Here is a 19,613-nt window from a genome sequence, read left to right on the forward strand (position 1 = left end):
GCAGGCGCGCGCGCGTCACTGCGACCTTCGGCGAGGCGGCTCAATGCGGAAGCTGTTCCAGTGTGGGCGGCAGCGGGCAATGCAGCACGCCGCAGATCGTCCGCAGCAGTTCGGACTCGGCCACGCTGACCCGGCCGTCGTGACTGACCGCCGCGGTGATCGCCTCGACCATGACCTGCTTGGCCAAAGGATCGAGCGCGTCGAGCGGCTCCCAGACATCGTCGAGCGCCTGCACGCCGCCCGCTGGCGGTGCGTACGGCACATGGTCGCGCGGCAGCACGCGTTGCATGCCGGCGAGGTACGCACGTTGCGCGGCGGCCTTGTCACCGGGGTTGCCGGCCTGCGCGACGACGGCCAGCAGCGTCGCGAACTCCTGTTTCACATTGCCGGGCTTGCGCCGGCCGAAACGGATGTTGCGCCCGGGGTCGAGTGCTTCGCGCAGCTGGACTTCCAGCAACCGGCCCAGGCAGTACTCGAACAGCGAGACCTTCTGGTCGGCATGCACCACCGCGTGCACGGTGTCGAGGAATGTCGCCAGCTCCGGACGCGGCCGCCGACGCAGCACCGGGAACGCCAGCGACGCCAGCGGCATACGGAGCATGGGATGCAACTCGAGCAGATGCGTCTCGCGCAGATGGCCGGCCTCTGTCGCGACCGAGGCGCCCATCCGGGCGACGATCTCGGCGTGCTGGCGCCCGCGCACGCCCTCGTTGTCGTCGAACAGCAGCGCGAGCACCAGCGGCATCGCCGCCTCGCGATGCGTGGCGACATCGTGCAGCGGATCACTGATCGCCATGACCAGCGTATGCGCGCGCGCGTAGTCGTCGTCGTGCGGATGCGCGACCTGCGCGGCGACCATCGGCGGCGTTACCGCCAGCGCACGATCCTTCTGCGGCAGTGCTTCACCCGGTGCCACCAGACCCAGCGCCAGGTCTTCCTGCAGGCCGTCAGGGGGATGCGTCATCCATTGCTGCTGCAGGCGCGTCAGGTGGTCCGGGCGGAACCCCGGCTCCAGCGCCTGGATGCGCTTGATCAGCGGCGGGTGCGTGGCAAACAGCCCGCTCAGGCCCACGCCGTCGCCGAACAGCATGTGGCTCACTTCCTCGGCGTCCTCGCGGTGCGCGAGGCGCGAGCCGCTGTCGAGGCCGCCGATCTTCTTCAATGCCCCGGCGATGCCGGCCGTCTGCCGGGTGAACTGCACCGCCGATGCATCGGCCAGCACTTCGCGCGAACGGCTGACGCCGGCCTTGATCATGCGGCCGAACAACAAGCCGAGGCTGCCGACCGCCATGGCCGCAAGCGCGCCCACGATCACCACGATCGTCGCGCTGTTCCGGAAGCCGCGGCCGTGGATCAGGATCTTGCGGCCGATGATGCCGATCATCAGGATGCCGAACAGCACACCGATCAGACGGATGTTGAGCCGCATGTCGCCATTGAGGATATGGCTGTATTCGTGCGCCACCACGCCCTGCAGCTCGTCGCGGTTGAGCCGGTCGAGCGCGCCCCGGGTCACCGCGACCACGGCATCCGATGTCGAGTAACCGGCCGCGAACGCGTTGATGGCGGCCTCCTGCTCGAGCACGTAGATCTTCGGCACCGGCACACCGGACGCGATCGACATCTCCTCGACCACGTTGCGCAGGCGGCGCAGCTGCGGATCACGCGTGTCTTCCGACACCGGCACGCCGCCAAGCTGCTGGGCCACCGTCTCGCCGCCGCTGCGCAAGGACGAGATGCGGAACAGCGACCCCAGACCGATCACCGCGAGTGTCGCCACCGCGGCCGCCAGCAGCGGCCCGGGGCGCGGGCCGACGATCAGCACCACCAGCACGCCGACCATCACCACGATGCCCAGCACCGCGAGCGAGAACAGTGCAATCAATCGCGTGCTGTTGCGCCGCGCCTGGGCCTGGCGTTCGAAGAAGTTCATGCAGAGGCCGAGATTGGTAATGGGTGATGACCGGACATTCGTCCGTTGAAAGCCGTGACTGAAAGAAGCGAAGGCCGGCAGAACACGTGCCCGCCACGCGCCACCCGACGTGCCGGTGGCGCCCACCTGCCTCTGCGCTTTCGAATCACCGATCCCGAATCACCAATCACGGCTTTAGAACGACACCTTCGGCACTTCGCGCACTTCCGCGCGATCGGCCGGAATATCGAGCAAGGCCGCTTCCTTGAAATTGAACATGCCGGCGAGGACGCTCGAGGGAAACACCTCGCGTTTGTTGTTGTAGGCCATCACCGAGTCGTTGTAGGCCTGACGTGCGAACGCGACCTTGTTCTCGGTGCTGGTCAGCTCTTCGGTGAGCTGCATCATGTTCTGGCTGGCCTTGAGGTCCGGATAGGCCTCCGACACCGCGAGCAGACGGCCGAGCGCACTGTTGAGCATGCCCTGCGACTGCGCGAGCTGCGCCATCGCCGCGGGATCGCCGGGGTCGGCCTTCGCCGCTGACAGGCCCGCCTGCGCCAGATTGCGCGCCTGGGTGACGGCTTCGAGCGTCTCGCGCTCGTGGCTCATGTAGCCCTTGACCGTCTCGACCAGGTTCGGAATCAGGTCGAAACGACGCTGCAACTGGACGTCGATCTGGGCGAACGCATTCTTGTAAGCGTTGCGGGCGGTGATCAGCCCGTTGTAGATACCGACGCCCCAAAGCGCCAGACCCGCGGCCAGCGCTACGAGCAATACCAGCAGGATCAATGCACTACCCATCAAACTTCCCCTTGTTCATGCAATCCATTACACAGGCGCTATCATCGCCGCAGCACCAGAGCATACGCAGGGGGCAGGCCCGATGAAAAGGCGATATCCATCCCACCGGCCGCTCGTCCGGCTGGGTCTCATCGGTCTGCTGCTGCCTGCCGCGCTGGGTTCTGCCGCGCAGGCCCCGACATCCACCGACGTCATCGACAGCGAAGGCGAGGATGAAATCACCGCCATCGTGCCGCTCGACGAGCAGACCCAACGGTCCGCCATCGTCAGCCGGGAGGATGCGGTCAAGCCGCAACCGCGAGTTCCCGGCCAGGGCAAGCCGCTGGCGCCCACATTCGATGTGACCCTGCTCGAAGCGATGGCGCAGGATCTTGTCGCCAACCAGCGCGTGCCGGGTCTCGCGATGGCGATCGTGCACAAGGGTCAGGTCCTCAGCGCTCGTGGCTACGGCATCACCGACGTCAAGGCGGCCGAACCGGTCGACGCACACACCGTGTTTCGGCTGGCCTCGCTGTCGAAGTCGTTCGCCGGCACCGTGACCGGCATGCTCGTGTCCGAAGGCGCGCTGCGCTGGGACAGTCACATCGTCGACTACCTGCCGTCGCTGCGGTTCTCCGATCCGCTGGCCGCGCAGCAACTCACCGTCGCCGACGTGTTGAGCCATCGCGTCGGCCTGGGCCGCAACACCTACGATCGCGACATCGAACGCAACGCCGACTACCACGACCTCGTGCAGCGCCTCGCCGCCGCGCCGATGAGCTGTCAGCCGGGCAACTGCTACGCCTACCAGAACGTCGCTTTCAGTCTGGTCGGCGATGTCGTGTTCGCAACGTCCGGGCAGTTCTTCAGTGAAGCCGTCTCGCGCCGCATCTTCAAACCGCTCGGCATGAACGATGCCAGCTACGGGCTTGAGGGCATCCAGGCGAGCACGCGCTGGGCCAAGCCGCATGTGCGCGCCGGTGGCGGCTGGACATCGCTGATGCCTAAGCCGACCTACTACAGGCTTGCGCCAGCGGCGGGCGTCAATGCCAGCATCAGCGACATGGCGCAGTGGCTGGTCGCGCAGACCGGACATCGCCCCGACGTGCTGCCCGCGCCGCTGCTGGCGACGCTGCAGGCACCCATCGTCGGTACGCCGCCTGAGATGCGCAATTCGTCATGGCGGCGCGACCGTCTCGACGCTGCTGGTTACGGCCTGGGTTGGCGCGTCTACGACTACGCTGGTCAGCGCGTGGTCTTCCACGGCGGCGCCGTGCAGGGCTATCGCGGCCTGATGGCGATGATTCCCGACCGCGATTTCGGCATGGTCGTGTTGTGGAACAGCGAGAGCAGCCTGCCCTCGGGCCTGCTGCCGACGATCCTCGACCGTGCGATCGGCCTGCCGCCGCAGCGCTGGCTGGATGTGGATCCGAACCTCGAAACCCTGCACGCCCAGCGTCCGCATGCCCCGCCGTCGACGCAGTCGGCCGGCAGCACCACCCAGCGCGCGGCGGCGACGCCGGAGTAAACGCTGTCGGAATTCCAGAAATGACGGGGCCGCCTTTGGGCGGCCTTGTTCGTTTCTACGTCTGCGCTTTCGCGTGTCCGCAGTACATCCGGGACCGTGTGAGCCCTCCCGGTTCGCTGGACCCCGGATGCCTGCAATGTACGTCGCTCGGAACGGGGCGATGGGTGTCGCTTCACTCTGTCCACCTGCGTCATGCGGCGATCCGTCGACGCGGCCCCCCGGTAAACCACCGGACACTTGTTCGCCTCGGACTGCACACTCTGGCCCCTGCGACAGGCAAAAAAAACGCCTCCTCCGCCTGGGCACGCGGAGGAAGCGCTTTCGATGACGAAGTGTGGCTACGTCAGATCAGCGGGGTCGGCATCTGCGGGATCACGACCGGCGCGGACTTCTTGGCGCGCTTGGCCGGGGCACGCTTCTTGGTCGCGGCCTTCTTGGTTGCAGACTTCTTGCTCGCAGCCTTCTTCGGAGCGGCCTTCTTCGTGGCCTTCTTGGCAGTCGACTTCTTGGCAGTCTTCTTGGTTGCAGACTTCTTGGTCGCCTTCTTCGCAGTCTTCTTGGCAGTCGACTTCTTGGCGGTCTTCTTGGTCGCCTTCTTGGCTACGGACTTCTTCGCGACCTTCTTGGTGGTCTTCTTCGCAGCCTTCTTGGCAGTCTTCTTGGTCGCCTTCTTGGCTGCGGACTTCTTCGCGACCTTCTTAGTGGTCTTCTTCGCCGCCGGCTTCTTCTTGGCGACCTTGGCGACCTTCTTCGCGACCTTCTTCACAGCCTTCTTGACCTTGCTCACCACCTTCTTGGCGGTGGATTTCTTCGCGGTCTTTTTGGCCGCCTTCTTGGCAGGCGCTTTCTTTACAGCTTTCTTCGTGGCCATGGAATGGCTCTCCTCGTCAGTGGACTTGCAGGTACAGCGGCCCAGTTCTCAAACGGCACGCGGGAGTTGGACCCGCGCACAACCGCCGACGCGCACCGCGCATCGGACCGGATTCGAAGGGTGGGTCGTCGACTGCACGACGTCGCCCCGGCAAAGCGAAAACCTGCACGCGCCAATACTGTCGCGGAGGTCTGAAAAAGGGTGGGGAGATTTCGCAGCGGAGACGACGCCCGCATCCACCGTGTGATGTTCAAGGCAGAGGTTCGAGTTGTGCTGCGCGCTGGTGTCGTGGTTCGACTCACTCGTTTCGTTGCGGACGTGTGTTGCGGCGAAACCTAATCACGGTTTTTTCCACTGTCAACAGGTCGCCGCATTTTTTTTCAAGCCGCGTCCGCATGCGTGCCGCGCAAAGCGTCGCCATGACGCCCAGCGCGTAAGGCGATAGCGCCGGCGCCTGCCAACAGCGCGCGCGAACCGCATTCGCAAAACATCATAAAAAAAGGCACCAACACATCGAGGCACTTCCGGAGCGTGTGTTTCGGCGATGCGCGCAAGCGCATTTTCGACATGGTGAAAAAAAGATCACCCACCCCACCGCAACGTAAATCCCGCCGCGTCGCGTACGACGCATTTGCGCGGTTGCGGGATCGGTTTGCGCGAAAAATGCGCGGCCTTCGAACGCGTCGAACGATGCGTGCGCCGCGCTTCGAAGTACACGGCGGGTCATACCGTGGCGCGCTCGCGCGACGCCGCCGTCACGTCGAAGAATCGGAACGGCGGAAACGAAAACCGGCGCGTTCCTTTCGGAACGCACCGGTCGATGTGCAAGACGGTTGGCGCGAAGACGTCAGTCTTCTTCGCCCTCGAGCTGTTCGGCGTAGTCGTCGGGCGCGAGCAGTTCATTGAGCTGTTCCGGCTCGCTCATCTCGACGACGAACAACCAGCCTTCGCCATACGCGTCCTCGTTGATCGTTTCCGGTTTGTCGGCCAGCGCTTCGTTGACTGCGGTGATCGTGCCCGACACCGGGGCGTAGACATCGGACGCGGCCTTGACCGACTCGACCACGGCGACGCCGGTGCCGGCCTGGATGTCGTCGCCGACGGCAGGCAGTTCGACATAGACCAGGTCGCCAAGCAGGCCCTGGGCGTGGTCGGAAATACCGATGGTGACCTTGCCGTCACCTTCGATACGGACCCACTCGTGGGACTTCAGGAATTTCAGGTCGCCAGGGATTTCGCTCATGGTCGGCTCCGGGGAAAACGTGCGATCGGGAAGGTGGCGCTAGTGTAACGACGATGTGCAGCCGCGCGCATCAGACGCCGTCGGCCGGCTGGCCGTTCTTGACGAACGGAAACTTGACCACGCGCACCGGCACCTGCCTGCCACGGATGTCGACGGTCACCTCGCCGGGTTCGCCGGCCGGCACGCGTGCGAAGGCGATCGCCTTGCCGATCGTCGGCGAGAACGTACCCGAGAGGATCTCGCCGGCACCGTTCGCCGTCGCCACCGTCTGGCCGTGACGCAGCACGCCCTTGTCGTCCATCACCAGGCCGATCATCTGCCGCGGTGCGCCGCCCGCCTGCGACTCGAGCAGCGCGCGGCCGTTGAACGCGCGGCCCTCGTCGAGGGCGACGGTCCAGCCGAGCGCGGCTTCGAACGGCGACACGGTCTCGTCCATGTCCTGGCCGTAAAGCGCGAGGCCGGCCTCGAGGCGCAGCGTGTCGCGCGCGCCGAGGCCAGCCGGTGCGACACCCGCTTCGTGCAACGACGTCCACAGCGCGACCGCGTGCGACTCGCCGACCACGATCTCGAAGCCGTCCTCGCCGGTGTAACCGGTGCGGGCGACGAACAGGTCGCCGAACGCGGTGCCGATAAGCGCGGCGGCGGCGAAGCGACCGAGCTTGGCGACGGTCTTGCCCGCCACGTCGCCGAGCAACGCGGCGACCTTGTCGCGTGCCTGCGGCCCCTGCACGGCGATCATCGCCAGCTCGGGCCGCTCGGTCACGGCGACATCGAAATCGGCGGCCTGCGCGGCGATCCACGCCAGGTCCTTCTCGCGCGTGGCCGCGTTGACCACGAGACGGAACCAGTCGTCGGCCATGAAGTAGACAATCAGGTCGTCGACGATGCCGCCGTCCAGCGTGAGCATGCAGGTGTAAAGCGCCTTGCCCGGCGCCTTCAACTTGTCGACCGAATTGGCGACAAGCCGGCGCAGGAAATCGCGCGTACCCGCGCCGCGCAGGTCGACCACGGTCATGTGGCTGACGTCGAACATGCCGGCGTCGCGGCGAACGTGGTGGTGCTCCTCGATCTGCGAGCCGTAGTTGAGCGGCATGTCCCAGCCGCCGAAATCGACCATGCGTGCGCCGAGCGCACGGTGGGCATCGTTGAGGATCGTCTTCTGCGTCATCTGGCCGGCTCGCAAGCGGAAAACCGGGATTATCGCAGGTTGGTCATCTCGACCGAGGGGACGCTTTCGCTGGATCGTGTTGCCGACTGATCGCGCAGCGCGTCATGGCATGCCCCGTGCCCCTGGTGCGCCCCCGACAAGCCCCTTCCCCCGTAGCCGGGAAAGGACGCGCGGCCTCTCAGGCCGTCTCGACGTGCAGGTTCACGCCGTCGGTGCCGACGATGCGCACCGATGCGCCCGTCGGCAGGTCCGGACCTTCGACCACCCAGAACGCATCGCCGATCCGCACCCGACCACGGCCGGCGACGATGGCCTGCTCGAGCGGCAGCACGCGACCGATGTGCTGCGACGCGCGGCGGTTGAGCGTGGGATGGTCGCTCTGGCGCTCGCGGCCGCGGAACCAGGTGCGGTAGACCAGCACCGATACGAAGCTCAGCACGACGAACAGCGCGACCTGGACCAGCACCGTCAGGCCTGGCACGAACAGCGTGACCAGGAACACCGCCGCGGCGGCGAATCCCATCCACAGCAGGAACGCGCCCGGCACCAGGGTCTCGGCCGCCATCAGCAACAGCGCGACCGCGCCCCAGCTCACGACGTCCCAGCGCAGCCACTCCATGTCAGAGGCCTGCGCGCGAAGGCGGCGGCGGTGGCACCACGCGTGCGGGCGCTGCCTTCTGGTTGCTCAGCGCTTCCTTGGCGAGTTCGCCGATGCCGGCGATCGACCCGATCAGGCCGCTGGTTTCCATCGGCATCAGCACGAACTTCTGGTTCGGCGCGGTCGCCAGTTCCTTGAACGCCTCGACATACTTCTGCGCGACGAAGTAGTTGATCGCCTGCACATCGCCCTGGGCGATCGCATTGGACACCATCTCGGTCGCCTTGGCTTCCGCCTCGGCCAGGCGCTCACGCGCTTCCGCTTCGCGGAACGCGGCTTCCTTCTCGCCTTCGGCCTCGAGGATCGCGGCCTGCTTCTCGCCTTCGGCGCGCAGGATCGCGGAACTGCGGTGGCCCTCGGCCTCGAGGATCACCGCGCGGCGCTCACGCTCGGCCTTCATCTGCCGGGCCATCGAATCGATCAGGTCGCGCGGCGGCTGGATGTCACGGATCTCGATGCGGGTGACCTTGATGCCCCAGGGGTTGGTGGCCTGGTCGACGACGTTGAGCAGCTGGGCGTTGATGGTCTCGCGGTTGCTCAGCGACTCGTCGAGATCCATCGAGCCGATTACGGTGCGGATATTGGTCTGCACCAGGGCGATCGTCGCGATCTCGAGGTTCGACACTTCATAGGCGGCCTTGGCCGCGTCGAGCACCTGGAAGAACACCACGCCGTCGACGCGCACGACCGCGTTGTCGCGGGTGATGACGTCCTGGCTGGGCACGTCGAGCACCTGCTCCATCATGTTGATCTTGCGGCCGACGCCGTAGACGATCGGCACCAGGAAATGCAGGCCCGGGGTCATCGAGTGGGTGTATTTGCCGAAGCGTTCGACCGTCCACTCGAATCCCTGCGGCACCATGCGCACAGTCTTGAACAGCACGATGACGCCAGCGAATGCCAGCACCACGGCGAGAAACAGTCCGGTTCCCATGGGTCGCTCCCTCTTTGCGGGCGGCCGATGCCGCGTATTCCGAGTATAGGCGCAGGCCCGTCACGGCCCCGGGCAGACATGCGGAAGGCGGGCATTGCCCGCCTTCTGCAGCACGCCATCGCTACGCTCAGTCGCGCGGCGTCTCTACCCACTGCGTGAACACCGCGTCGATCTGCGCGTCGCTGACGCTGCCGCCGTCCTGCACGGTCTGCGCCTGTTCGAAGAACGGGACGATCAGCGCCATGCCGTCGACTTTGGTCTTCAGGCGCACGCCGGCAGGCGCGGTGAGTCGCGCGTCCCAGCGCGCGCGTACGCGCGCCCAGTAGTCCTGCGTCGCCTTCCAGTAGTCGTAGGCCGGAGTGAAATCGATCGCGTCGGTTTTGACGTAGTCATTGAAGCCAGACTCGCGGACGATGCTCGACGTGACAATGCCGGCGGCGTCGCGGACATCCTTGCGATTGTCCTGCTCGTGGGTCCAGCCGCCGGGCACGATGGTGTGGCGGTTGACCGCGGCGAGTGCGTTGTAATCCTCGCGCGTGGTGTATTCGCGTCGCGGCAAGGGGCGCCAGCCGGCATCGGATGTCCACGTCGACGTGCCGTCGGCATGCACCCAGTGGCCGCTGCCGCAGTAGCGCGGCGCGTCGCTGACTTCGAACACGCACTGGGTCCAGCCGCCCTGCACCAGGTCGGCAGGCACGTCGCGCTGGCGCCAGGTCTGGTCGGAGGTGAACTCCCAACGCGTCGGCGCCTCGAACATCCAGTCCTGCCGCCAGTGCTTGATCACATGGCCACTTTTGACGTCGAGCAACAGGTGCTGCAGGACGATCTTCGTCGGCGTGTCCTCGACGACGATGACGACTTCATCGCCGCCGCTGCGCTTGGGGTCCTTGCGGGTGTAGCCGGGCGCGAGGACGACGGTTTCGTCGAACAGGAAACGCACGGTGTATTCGCCCTGCATGCCGAGGATGGCGCTGCGGTCGGCCTCGGGCGGCGTGGGGGCGGGCGTGGCGGGGGCAGCCGATGCGGCGGTGGCAGCCAGCAGGGCGGCGAATGCCAGCGCGGTCGCTTGCGGTGTCATGTCGGTGGAGCCTCTTGGTCGGGAATCGTCAGGAGAGATGGATCGGGTGGCGGTGGGCCTCGGACGGCGCGGGCCTGCCCGCGGCTGCGGCCGCGCGCGGGCAACCGCAATCGTCGAGCGAAGACGACGGGGCGATGCCGTGGCCGCGCACGATGCGACGCGCACAGGCGATGCCCAACGGCGACAGCGTGCCGGGACTGGCGACGAGCATCGGGCCACCCGCCTCCGGCGCTCCCGGCACGGACTGGAAACGCAGCACGCTGGCCTCCCACAGCTCGCCGCGAATGCGCTGTGCGAGGCTGCGCCACAGACGGTCGCCGATACCGCCGGGTGCAATTTCACTGCAACGCGGCAGATGACCGGCCAGGCGTTCCCAGGCGAGGAAGTCGCTGTCGGGCAGCAGATGCAGTTGCCAGCAGCAGGCCTCGTCGGCATCGAAGAAACGCAGGCTTTCGTGCATGCCGTCGAGGTCGAGCCCGGCATGCGCTTCGGCGCGACGCGCGGACGACCAGCCGCCGAGCTCGCGCGCAGCGCCCGGCCGGTGCAGACACAACACCGTGCCCAGCGCCGCCAGCTGCGACGGCGTGGGGACGACGCACGCAGTGGACGGCGACAGGGCGGTCGCCATGGTCAGAAGTCGACCGACAGGCTGACCGCCACGTTGCGGCCCGGCGCGGTGTAGCGGTCGAGCGTGGCGCTCGTCTCCGCGGCCAAAGGCACGAGTCCCGCCTGCCAGACCTTGCGGTCGGCGAGGTTGAACACGCCTGCGTTGAGGCGAGTGCCCGGTGCGAACGTCCAGTGGGCATATAGATCGAGCAGCGCATGGCCGGGGCTCTCGAAGTAAGGCGTGCCTGGCGCACCGCTCTGCGCAGGCGGCGGCGTGGGCAGGCGGTCACGGCGACCGACGAAACGCCCCGCGAGTTCGGCGCCCCAACTGTCCTGCTCGAAGGCGAGACCCAGCGTCGCCGTCAGCGGATCCACGCTCGACAGATCTTCGCCGGTCGTCCGGTCCTCACCGCGCGACAGTGCCGCGGCGCCGCGCAACGACCAGCCTGCGAGCGCCGGCGCAAGTGCGTCGAAGTACACGCCCCCCTTGAACTCGACGCCGCGGATGCGCGCGTCGTCAATGTTCTGGGACTGGAAGATCACCAGCCGCTGGACCGGGTCAAACCCCACCTGCCGCGTCGACTCGATGAAGTCGTCGTACTCCGTGTAATACGCGCTGAGGCTGGCGTAGGCGGCAGCGCCCGAATAGCGCAGGCCCAGTTCCAGCCCGTCACTGGTTTCCGACTTCAGGTCGGGGTTCGGAATCGCCGTGTAGCCGAACTGGAAATTGGTGAAGCCGATGTTGACGTCGTTGTACGGCGGCGCGCGGAAGCCACGCGCGTAGCCGCCGTACAGCGACCACGCATCGGCGAACGTCCAGACGAACCCGAGCTTGGGCGACACGCTGGTTTCGCTGAGGTCGGCGAGCTGCGTGGTGGGGTTGTCCTCGCGGAAGATGTTGTCGACTTCGGGCTCGAGCCTGTAGTGATCCACGCGCACGGCAGGGACGAGCCGGAACGCGCCGTCGGCGAACGTGATCTCGTCCTGCACGTACACCGACGCCTTGGTGGTGTCACTGATCGGGAAATCGCGGACCGGGAACACATCGGGCAACATCACGTTAGTGACGACGCCGCTATCGAGAAAGATGCGGCGGCCGTCGCGCTTCTGCTTCGTCTCGGTGCGCTCGACATCCAGGCCATAGGCGAGCGTGTGTGCGACGCTGCCGGTCTCGAATGTCTTACGCGCATTCGCCTGCACGCCATAGCTGCGCTGGTCGAAATAAAACTCGCGTTCGCGCCGGTCGCGGATCGTCGCGGCACCCGACGGCACAATGCGCATCTCGACGCTGTCCTGACGGGTGCGGCTGTCCTGGCGATAAACCTGCCAGTCGACGCTGTCGGCCAGTGCCGACGACAGACCATCGATCTCATGGCTGAACGTGATGCGCGCGCGCGACTGGTGATCGTCGCCGAGCACCTGGGTGTTGGTCGCACCCGTCAGGCTCTGGAAGCCGTACGCGCTCAGCAGGTCGGTCTCGACATCATCCTCGTTGCCTTCGACCGTCAGCTTGAAGCGCTGCGCCTCTGAGGGCGCGAACACCAGCTTGCCGAGCACGCTGCGGCCGCTGGACGACTGCGGGTTGGCCTGCGTGCGCGCATCGCCCTCGCCGCCGGCCTCGCCGCTGTTCTCGGTCTCCTTGCCCTGGCGATGGCTCACCGCGACCAGGCCCGACCAGCGCTCGCCACCGAAGGCGGCGGTGGCGCCGGCGAACAGGCCCTCGTTCGCGCTGTCGAAGCCGATCTTGGTGCCGAAGTGCGCGGTGTCACCCGCACCCAGATAGTCCGACGGGTCCTTGGTGACGAACGAGACCACGCCTCCGAGCGCGTCGGAGCCGTACAGCGAGCTCGTGGGACCGCGCACCACCTCGACGCGCTTGAGCGTTTCCAGATCGACGAAGTTGCGGTTTGCACTGGAGAAGCTGCCGATCGCGAACGCATCCGGCACCGCGATGCCGTCGGTCTGGATGCGCACGCGGTTGCCGCCGAGGCCGCGGATGCGGATGTCGTTGAGGCCGAAGCGACCGAAGCTGCTGCCGACGGTAATGCCGGGTTCAAAGCGGAACAGATCGGCGATGTCGCGCACCAGCAACGTGTCCATGCGCGCGCGGTCGATCACGTCGACGGTATTGGGCACGTCGCTGATGGCGCGCTCGGTGCGGGTGGCGGTGACGACGATCTGATCGAAGTCACGGGCCTCGCCCTCGGGCGCGGCGAGGACGGCGGTGGACGACAGGCACAGGGCCAGGGAAACGGACAGCAGACTGGGACGCATGGGCGCTCGCGAAAATGGAGATCGGCGAGCTGGCGGGCGCGAACGGGTCGCGCGGGCGGGCAGCCTCTGGAGAGAGAGGGAGGGCAGTACGGACCGCGCCGCCCGCAAGGTCGGGACCCTGCGGCGACGCGCACGACGGCTTACTTGGTGAGGATCAGCTTGTCGTTGCGGGTGTGGCGCAAGCGATAGATCTCGTTGCCATGGCGGATGCGCAGTTCACGCTGGCCGCGGAGCAACTGCACGCTGTCGAGCTCGATGACCTCGGGGACGCGGGTCAAGGGATGGACGTTGCCGGCGTCGTGGGCGTCGCGGGGAGCGGATACATCCTGGAACTGGGACACGCGCATGTCGGGATCCTCCGGAAGGGAATTCCGATGATAGTGATTCTCATTCGCCAGTCAAGAGTGGATGTCATTTGCTCCGCAGTCGCCACCGTCGCCAAGTTCGGCTCTCCCCCAGGCTGCGGGGGGAGGCTGGAGGCGACAGGTCGGACTAGAAAGGCCAACGTCGAACAATGGTCCCAGACCTAACGCGGGATGCTCAGAGAGCAATGCAATGACTGGACATCACTGTGGGCCGACGGGTTGCCCCCCACCCAACCCTCCCCCGCACGCGGGGGAGGACTTAAGCCAATTCCGCGCGCACGAGACGGCCGCGGCTCCCGATCCTCACGCTAATCCGCGAACGCTTCAGAGGGGCCTCACGCCGTCACCGCCTCCACCCGCCGCCAGACGCTCTCGTCGAAACGCTGGAGCAATTCCAGCGCCTGCAGGTTTTCGAGCAGTTGCGACACCCGGCTCGCGCCCAGCAGCACGGTGGAGACGTGCGGATTGGTCAGGCACCACGCGATCGCCAGCGGCGCCGGGGCAACGCCGAGTTCGGCGGCGAGCGCAGTGAAGCGCCCTGCCCGCGCCACGCGGTCCGCGTTTGCGTCGCCGAGCACACTGCCCTGCAGCCATTCGAGTTGCGGTTGCGCCAGACGGCTACCGGGCGGCACGCCGTCGGCGTACTTGCCGGTCAGCAGGCCGGACGCCAACGGCGACCAGACCGTCGTGCCGAGGCCGAGCTCGGCATACAGCGGTGCGTACTCCAGCTCCACGCGTTCGCGTCGCAGCAGGTTGTATTCGGGCTGCTCCATCGTCGGCCCGTGCAGATGGTGCGTGCGCGCGATGTGCGTGGCTTCGCGGATCAGCGCCGCCGGCCACTCCGACGTGCCCCAGTACAGCACCTTGCCCTGGCGGATCAGCGCGTCCATCGCCCACACGGTTTCGGCGACCGGAGTGTCCGGATCGGGCCGGTGGCAGAAGTACAGATCGAGATGCTCGACGCGCAGCCGCTTCAACGCCGCGTCGCAGGCATCACGCACGTGCTTGCGCGACAGGCCGCGCTGGGTGGGCCGCGGATCGGCGGCGGCGCCGAAGAACACCTTGCTCGACACGCAGTAGCCGTCGCGCGGCAGGCGCAGATCGGCAATGACGTCACCCATGACCTGTTCGGCCGCGCCGTTCGCATAGCCTTCGGCGTTGTCGAAGAAGTTGACGCCGTGGTCCCACGCGGCCGCGACCAGATCGCGCGCTTCGCCGCGGCCGATCTGGCTGCCGAACGTGACCCAGGCGCCGAACGACAACGCGGACAGCTGCAGGCCGGACGAACCGAGACGGCGGTACTGCATGGCAACTCCAGGAACGGTCGGAATGCAGAAGTATGCCCGCCGCGCGCAGGCGACCGCCCGCGCTATGCTGCCGCAGCTGTGCCACAGGGACCGTCTCGATGCGCGCACCCCATCGCACCCGGCAGGGCGTTGTTGCCACGCTGCTCGGACGCACCGACGAGGTGATGCTCGAACTCGGTGCGGGCGGCGAATTGATGGTCGCGCGCGTCCGCGCGCTGCTCTCCCTGCTGATCCTGCTGCTGCCGCTGATCGCCGCGGGCGGTGGCCACGGCACACGCACCGTGGTCGTCGGGCTCGCGCTGGCGGTCTTCGGCAACCTCATGGCGCAGGTGTGGCTGGCACTCGCCCGTCGCCAGCGCCGGCATGCCTGGCTGCCCTACGCCACCGGCAGCTATGACGTCAGCATGACCACCCTGGTGCTGGTCCTGGTGGCGACCCGCGAGCCGGCCGCCGCGCTCAACAGTGTGATGGTGTGGAACTTCTACATGCTGGCGATCGCGCTCACCGCGCTGCGCAACGACGGTCGACTGGCGCTGTATGTCGGTGGACTGGCGATCGCGCAATATGCCGCGCTGGTGATCGCGCTGATGACCGGCACCGGTGAAGCGAATCCGGCATCGCTGGGTTACGGCGTGGCCTCGGTCACCGGACAGGTCGAACGCCTGTTGCTGCTGGCGATGATGACGGTGATCGCCTGCGCCATCATCTATCGCATGCAGCGCCTGGTGGACCTGTCCGGCCGTGATGGGCTCACCGGCCTGCCCAACCGCGCCTGGCTGCTGCAGCACGCCCCGCGGCAACTCGCCGACTCGCGTCGCGAAGGACGTTCGCTGACGCTGGGCCTGCTCGACCTCGACGGCTTCCGCCGGATCAATGCCGATGCCGGCCCGCGCGCCGGCGATCGCGCGATCCGTGCCGTCGCGCTGCGTCTGCAGACGATGCTCGAGGACGACGAATCGCTGTCGCGGATCGGCGGCCAGGAGTTCGTGTTGCTGCTGCGCTGCCCAGTGGGCAGCGCCTGGGAACGGCTGGACCGGCTGCGACGCGACATGGCCAACGAATCACTGGTGGTCGACCGCGACGGCCGTCCGCTGCCCCTGCGCTTCAGCGCCGGCCTCGCCGCGTCCCCTGCCGACGGCAGCGACGTGTCGGCGCTGCTCGGTGTGGCCGACCGGCGCCTGCAGCAGGCAAAGCGCGCCGGACGCAACCGCGTGGAAGCGCGGGATGCCTGAACGACGGCGTGTTCACCGGCGCTGTGGTTGCCGGGGCCGGCCCGCTGCACTAGGCTGCGCGACTCGACGAAGGGCCCGGGGGCCACGCGACCATGGATTTCCTGCTGCGGGCCGGATTCGGCCTGTTTGGTCTTGCCGTGCTGCTCGGCATCACGTGGCTGTTCTCCAACAACCGTCGCCTGGTTGACTGGCGCCTTGTCGGCATGGGCCTGCTGCTGCAGGTCGTGATCGCGTGTGTGGTCCTGCTGACGCCTTGGGGCGCGAGTGTGTTTGACACGATGTCAGGCGGCTTCGTCCGACTGCTCGGCTTCACCACCGAAGGCGCGCGTTTCATCTTCGGCGACTTCAGCGATGCCGGGAAGTTTGGCTTCGTGTTCGCGTTCCAGGTGCTGCCGACGATCATCTTCTTCGCCAGCTTCATGAGCGTGCTCTATCACCTGGGCGTGATGCAGAAGATTGTCCAGAGCATGGCCTGGGTGATCACCAAGGCCATGCGCGTCTCCGGCGCGGAAACGCTGTCGGTGTGCGCGAACGCCTTCATCGGCCAGACCGAGGCACCGCTGGTGGTGCGTCCCTACATCGCCGGCATGACGACGTCTGAACTATTGACGCTGATGGTCGGCGGCATGGCGACGATCGCGGGCGGCGTGCTCGGCGCCTACGTGTTGCTGTTGGGCGGTAACGACCCGGTGCAGCAGGCGGTCTACGCCAAGCACTTGATCACCGCCAGCGTCATGGCCGCGCCGGCGACGCTGGTGATCGCCAAGATTCTGGTGCCCGAAACAGCCGTGCCGCAGACCCTCGGCGCAGTGCGGGTGCATGTCGAGAAGACCACGGCCAACGTCATCGACGCGGCCGCCGCAGGCGCGGCCGATGGCCTGAAGCTCGCCCTGAACGTCGGCGCGATGCTGCTGGCCTTCATCGCCCTGATCGCCCTGCTCAATGCACCGCTGGTGTGGATGGGCGAGGTGACCGGTCTGCAGACGCTGCTCGGCCGCCCGACCGATCTCTCGGCGCTGCTGGGCTGGACGCTGTCGCCGCTGGCCTGGCTGATCGGCGTGCCCTGGGAAGATGCCGCCACGGTCGGCGGCCTGATCGGGACCAAGGTCGTGCTCAACGAATTCGTCGCCTACATGCAGCTCGGTGAAATCCTGCAGGGCAACGTGGCGGGCGTGACGCTCGGGCCGCAGGGCGCGCTGATCGCGACCTATGCGCTGTGCGGCTTCGCCAACTTCAGTTCCATCGCGATCCAGATCGGCGGCATCGGCGGTATCGCGCCCGAGCGCCGCGCCGACCTCGCGCGCCTGGGCCTGCGCGCCGTGCTGGGCGGATCCATCGCGACGATGATGACGGCGACGATCGCCGGCGTGCTGTCGGCGGCATGGTGATCCAGCCGCGGTGCCAGCGCCTCGAACCGATGCACCAGGGGATGTGAAGTGAGCCATGTCGTTGTCGTGGGGTCGTTCAATGTCGACCATGTCTGGAACTGCGCCACCCTGCCGCGCCTGGGCGAAACGCTGAGCGGGCGTTACCACACCGGTCCGGGCGGCAAGGGTTTCAACCAGGCGGTCGCGGCCGCGCGCGCCGGTGCCGAGACCGGCTTTCTTTGCGCGCTGGGCGACGACGACGGCGGTCGCCAGGCGCGCGCGCTCGCGGAAGCCGACGGCATCGATCTGCGCGTGCATGACAGCAGCCAGCCCACCGGCACCGCTGGCATCTACGTCGACGAGGCCGGTCACAACACCATCGTCATCGGCGCCGGCGCCAACGCCGACCTCAGCGTCGCGTGGCTGGGCCGACAGGCGGAAGCGCTCACCGGGGCGCGGATACTGTTGTCGCAGCTCGAGTCGCCGCTCGACAGCGTGCTCGAAGCGATGCGCCTGGCGCGCGCGTCCGGCACCACCACGATGCTCAACCCGGCGCCGGCGAACGCGCAGTGCCTGCGCGAACTGCTGGCAGCGGCCGACATCCTCACCCCGAATGAAACCGAGTTCGCTGCCTTGCTGGAACGCCACACCAGCCATCGCATCGAAAGCGAGACGATCGCCACCACGTCCGATGCGCAGTTGCACCGCCTGTGCCGCACCCTGCTGCCGCGCGGCACCGTGGTGATCACCCTCGGCGCCGCCGGCGCGTTCGTCTCCCATCGCGAGGACCAGCTGCGCGGTGACGACGCGCCGTTCTATCGCGTCGCCGCAGACAAGGTGGCGCCGGTGGACACGACCGGCGCCGGCGATGCGTTCAACGGCGCCCTCGCCGCGGCCTACGCAGCTGCCCACGTGCACGCACACCCGTTCGCCGAGCATGTGCGTTTCGCCAACCGCTACGCAGGCCTGTCGACCGAACATGTCGGCGCGGCCCTGGCGATGCCGCGGCTCACCGCCGCCGGCTGAACACGCCGATACGGCCCCACGGCCGCGTCCCGCCGATCGGCGACAATGGCGCCATGCAGATCGGCCCCTACCGCATCGAACCGAACGTGGTCCTCGCGCCGATGGCCGGGGTCACCGACAAGCCGTTCCGGCAACTATGCAAACGGCTGGGCGCGGGTCTGGCGATGTCGGAAATGACGATCAGCGATCCGCGCTTCTGGCAGACCGAGAAGTCGCTGCGGCGCATGGACCACGACGGCGAACCCGCGCCGGTCGGCGTGCAGATCGCTGGCACCGAGCCGGCGATGCTGGCCGACGCCGCGCGCTACAACGTCGACCACGGCGCGCAGATCATCGACATCAACATGGGCTGCCCGGCGAAGAAGGTCTGCAATGCCTGGGCCGGTTCGGCGCTGATGCAGGACGAAGCGCTGGTCGCGCGCATTCTCGACGCCGTGGTGCGCGCGGTCGACGTGCCGGTGACGCTGAAGATCCGCACCGGCTGGTGCGCCGAGCACCGCAACGCGCCGACCATCGCGCGCATTGCAGAAGACGCCGGCATCGCCGCACTCGCAGTGCACGGCCGTACCCGCGACCAGCACTACACCGGCACCGCCGAGTACGACACGATCGCCGCGATCAAGGCGGCGCTGACGATCCCGGTGCTCGCCAACGGCGACATCGATTCGCCACAGAAGGCGCTGGCGGTGCTGCGACATACCGGCGTCGACGCGGTGATGGTCGGCCGCGCCGCGCAGGGCCGACCGTGGATATTCCGCGAGATCGCGCACTTCCTCGCCACAGGCACGCATCTGCCGTCGCCAACGCTGGCCGAAATCCGCGACATTCTGCTCGGGCATCTCGAAGCCCTGCACGCGTTCTACGGTGAGACATCCGGCGTGCGCATCGCGCGCAAGCATCTGGGCTGGTACGCCAAGGAGCGCCCCGAGAACGCCGCCTTCCGCAGCGTGGTCAATCGCGCCGAGACCGCTGACGCGCAACTCGCGTTGACCCGCGATTATTTCGACGCGCTGGTCGCCGGGAATTCAAAGCCGATGATGGCGGCCTGAGTCCGGCGTTCTGCCCCCACCTGATCAGGCGACACGCCGTGCCTGTCTTCCACGCCCAAACGATGCACCCGGTCCCCGGTATCCCGCGGTCGTCGTGACTCGACTGTTGCCATCCACGTGACAAGTGCGCGTTACGAACAAAATGCCAAAAACGGCAAAGTCAAAAGTCTAAACATGAGAAATTGCAGCGTGATGTAAATAAATCGCTATGAAAA

Annotated in this window: 17 protein-coding genes; 5 read left to right on the top strand and 12 right to left on the bottom strand. The window is 67.1% G+C overall.

Annotation, left to right across the window (positions count from 1 at the left end):
• Positions 1-40: 40 nt before the first annotated feature.
• Positions 41-1,933 (bottom strand): M48 family metallopeptidase, encoded by a 1,893-nt coding sequence (locus J2X52_RS08285; protein ID WP_310151428.1) that lies wholly within the window; start codon positions 1,931-1,933, stop codon positions 41-43.
• Between the two features lie 174 nt (positions 1,934-2,107).
• The gene (locus tag J2X52_RS08290) at positions 2,108-2,713 is read right to left on the bottom strand and encodes a LemA family protein (RefSeq protein WP_310151431.1); all 606 of its coding nucleotides are present in this window, start codon (positions 2,711-2,713) and stop codon (positions 2,108-2,110) included.
• Positions 2,714-2,795: 82 nt separating this feature from the next.
• On the opposite strand from J2X52_RS08290, the gene J2X52_RS08295 reads away from it, so the two are divergent.
• Positions 2,796-4,220 (top strand): serine hydrolase domain-containing protein, encoded by a 1,425-nt coding sequence (locus J2X52_RS08295; RefSeq protein WP_310151434.1) that lies wholly within the window; start codon positions 2,796-2,798, stop codon positions 4,218-4,220.
• A gap of 343 nt (positions 4,221-4,563) precedes the next feature.
• Here J2X52_RS08295 and J2X52_RS08300 read toward each other — a convergent pair whose 3' ends face one another.
• From J2X52_RS08300 to J2X52_RS08345, 10 genes are all read right to left on the bottom strand, one after another.
• On the bottom strand, positions 4,564-5,091 hold the full coding sequence (locus J2X52_RS08300; protein ID WP_310151436.1) for a hypothetical protein: 528 nt from the start codon (positions 5,089-5,091) through the stop codon (positions 4,564-4,566).
• Positions 5,092-5,938: 847 nt separating this feature from the next.
• Positions 5,939-6,334, bottom strand: a complete 396-nt coding sequence (gene gcvH / locus J2X52_RS08305; protein WP_310151439.1) for a glycine cleavage system protein GcvH — start codon at positions 6,332-6,334, stop codon at positions 5,939-5,941.
• Between the two features lie 70 nt (positions 6,335-6,404).
• Positions 6,405-7,502 (bottom strand): glycine cleavage system aminomethyltransferase GcvT, encoded by a 1,098-nt coding sequence (gene gcvT / locus J2X52_RS08310; protein WP_310151441.1) that lies wholly within the window; start codon positions 7,500-7,502, stop codon positions 6,405-6,407.
• 178 nt (positions 7,503-7,680) lie between these two features.
• Positions 7,681-8,112: an NfeD family protein gene (locus tag J2X52_RS08315; protein WP_310151859.1), complete on the bottom strand. Its 432-nt coding sequence runs from the start codon at positions 8,110-8,112 to the stop codon at positions 7,681-7,683.
• A 10-nt stretch (positions 8,113-8,122) separates the two neighbouring features.
• On the bottom strand, positions 8,123-9,094 hold the full coding sequence (locus J2X52_RS08320; RefSeq protein WP_310151444.1) for an SPFH domain-containing protein: 972 nt from the start codon (positions 9,092-9,094) through the stop codon (positions 8,123-8,125).
• A 127-nt stretch (positions 9,095-9,221) separates the two neighbouring features.
• Positions 9,222-10,172 (bottom strand): DUF6607 family protein, encoded by a 951-nt coding sequence (locus J2X52_RS08325; protein ID WP_310151446.1) that lies wholly within the window; start codon positions 10,170-10,172, stop codon positions 9,222-9,224.
• A 28-nt stretch (positions 10,173-10,200) separates the two neighbouring features.
• Complete coding sequence (locus J2X52_RS08330; RefSeq protein WP_310151449.1) at positions 10,201-10,800, bottom strand: Hemin transport protein; 600 nt, start codon at positions 10,798-10,800, stop codon at positions 10,201-10,203.
• Between the two features lie 2 nt (positions 10,801-10,802).
• A complete protein-coding gene (locus J2X52_RS08335) occupies positions 10,803-13,052 on the bottom strand; it encodes a TonB-dependent hemoglobin/transferrin/lactoferrin family receptor (RefSeq protein ID WP_310151452.1) in 2,250 nt (749 codons plus the stop codon).
• Between the two features lie 140 nt (positions 13,053-13,192).
• Positions 13,193-13,399, bottom strand: coding sequence for a hemin uptake protein HemP (locus tag J2X52_RS08340; RefSeq protein WP_310151455.1), 207 nt, complete (start codon positions 13,397-13,399; stop codon positions 13,193-13,195).
• A 353-nt stretch (positions 13,400-13,752) separates the two neighbouring features.
• Positions 13,753-14,724 (bottom strand): aldo/keto reductase, encoded by a 972-nt coding sequence (locus J2X52_RS08345; protein WP_310151457.1) that lies wholly within the window; start codon positions 14,722-14,724, stop codon positions 13,753-13,755.
• Positions 14,725-14,822: 98 nt separating this feature from the next.
• On the opposite strand from J2X52_RS08345, the gene J2X52_RS08350 reads away from it, so the two are divergent.
• From J2X52_RS08350 to dusB, 4 genes are all read left to right on the top strand, one after another.
• Positions 14,823-15,956: a GGDEF domain-containing protein gene (locus J2X52_RS08350; RefSeq protein ID WP_310151460.1), complete on the top strand. Its 1,134-nt coding sequence runs from the start codon at positions 14,823-14,825 to the stop codon at positions 15,954-15,956.
• A 92-nt stretch (positions 15,957-16,048) separates the two neighbouring features.
• Positions 16,049-17,344: a nucleoside transporter C-terminal domain-containing protein gene (locus tag J2X52_RS08355; RefSeq protein WP_310151463.1), complete on the top strand. Its 1,296-nt coding sequence runs from the start codon at positions 16,049-16,051 to the stop codon at positions 17,342-17,344.
• A gap of 48 nt (positions 17,345-17,392) precedes the next feature.
• Complete coding sequence (locus J2X52_RS08360; protein ID WP_310151466.1) at positions 17,393-18,349, top strand: ribokinase; 957 nt, start codon at positions 17,393-17,395, stop codon at positions 18,347-18,349.
• A 53-nt stretch (positions 18,350-18,402) separates the two neighbouring features.
• Positions 18,403-19,398: a tRNA dihydrouridine synthase DusB gene (gene dusB, locus J2X52_RS08365; protein WP_310151469.1), complete on the top strand. Its 996-nt coding sequence runs from the start codon at positions 18,403-18,405 to the stop codon at positions 19,396-19,398.
• The last annotated feature ends 215 nt before the right edge of the window (positions 19,399-19,613 follow it).

Origin of the sequence: Luteimonas sp. 3794 (assembly GCF_031456825.1) — a bacterium.
Taxonomy (GTDB): domain Bacteria; phylum Pseudomonadota; class Gammaproteobacteria; order Xanthomonadales; family Xanthomonadaceae; genus Luteimonas.

Excerpts from the sequence above, each read along its gene's own strand:
- dusB (WP_310151469.1), top strand. The coding sequence starts at position 18,403 with ATGCAGATCGGCCCCTACCGCATCGAACCGAACGTGGTCCTCGCGCCG.
- gcvH (WP_310151439.1), bottom strand. The coding sequence starts at position 6,334 with ATGAGCGAAATCCCTGGCGACCTGAAATTCCTGAAGTCCCACGAGTGG.
- J2X52_RS08285 (WP_310151428.1), bottom strand. The coding sequence starts at position 1,933 with ATGAACTTCTTCGAACGCCAGGCCCAGGCGCGGCGCAACAGCACGCGA.
- J2X52_RS08330 (WP_310151449.1), bottom strand. The coding sequence starts at position 10,800 with ATGGCGACCGCCCTGTCGCCGTCCACTGCGTGCGTCGTCCCCACGCCG.
- J2X52_RS08295 (WP_310151434.1), top strand. The coding sequence starts at position 2,796 with ATGAAAAGGCGATATCCATCCCACCGGCCGCTCGTCCGGCTGGGTCTC.
- J2X52_RS08350 (WP_310151460.1), top strand. The coding sequence starts at position 14,823 with ATGCGCGCACCCCATCGCACCCGGCAGGGCGTTGTTGCCACGCTGCTC.
- J2X52_RS08300 (WP_310151436.1), bottom strand. The coding sequence starts at position 5,091 with ATGGCCACGAAGAAAGCTGTAAAGAAAGCGCCTGCCAAGAAGGCGGCC.
- J2X52_RS08325 (WP_310151446.1), bottom strand. The coding sequence starts at position 10,172 with ATGACACCGCAAGCGACCGCGCTGGCATTCGCCGCCCTGCTGGCTGCC.
- J2X52_RS08340 (WP_310151455.1), bottom strand. The coding sequence starts at position 13,399 with ATGCGCGTGTCCCAGTTCCAGGATGTATCCGCTCCCCGCGACGCCCAC.
- J2X52_RS08290 (WP_310151431.1), bottom strand. The coding sequence starts at position 2,713 with ATGGGTAGTGCATTGATCCTGCTGGTATTGCTCGTAGCGCTGGCCGCG.
- J2X52_RS08335 (WP_310151452.1), bottom strand. The coding sequence starts at position 13,052 with ATGCGTCCCAGTCTGCTGTCCGTTTCCCTGGCCCTGTGCCTGTCGTCC.
- J2X52_RS08320 (WP_310151444.1), bottom strand. The coding sequence starts at position 9,094 with ATGGGAACCGGACTGTTTCTCGCCGTGGTGCTGGCATTCGCTGGCGTC.
- gcvT (WP_310151441.1), bottom strand. The coding sequence starts at position 7,502 with ATGACGCAGAAGACGATCCTCAACGATGCCCACCGTGCGCTCGGCGCA.
- J2X52_RS08355 (WP_310151463.1), top strand. The coding sequence starts at position 16,049 with ATGGATTTCCTGCTGCGGGCCGGATTCGGCCTGTTTGGTCTTGCCGTG.
- J2X52_RS08345 (WP_310151457.1), bottom strand. The coding sequence starts at position 14,724 with ATGCAGTACCGCCGTCTCGGTTCGTCCGGCCTGCAGCTGTCCGCGTTG.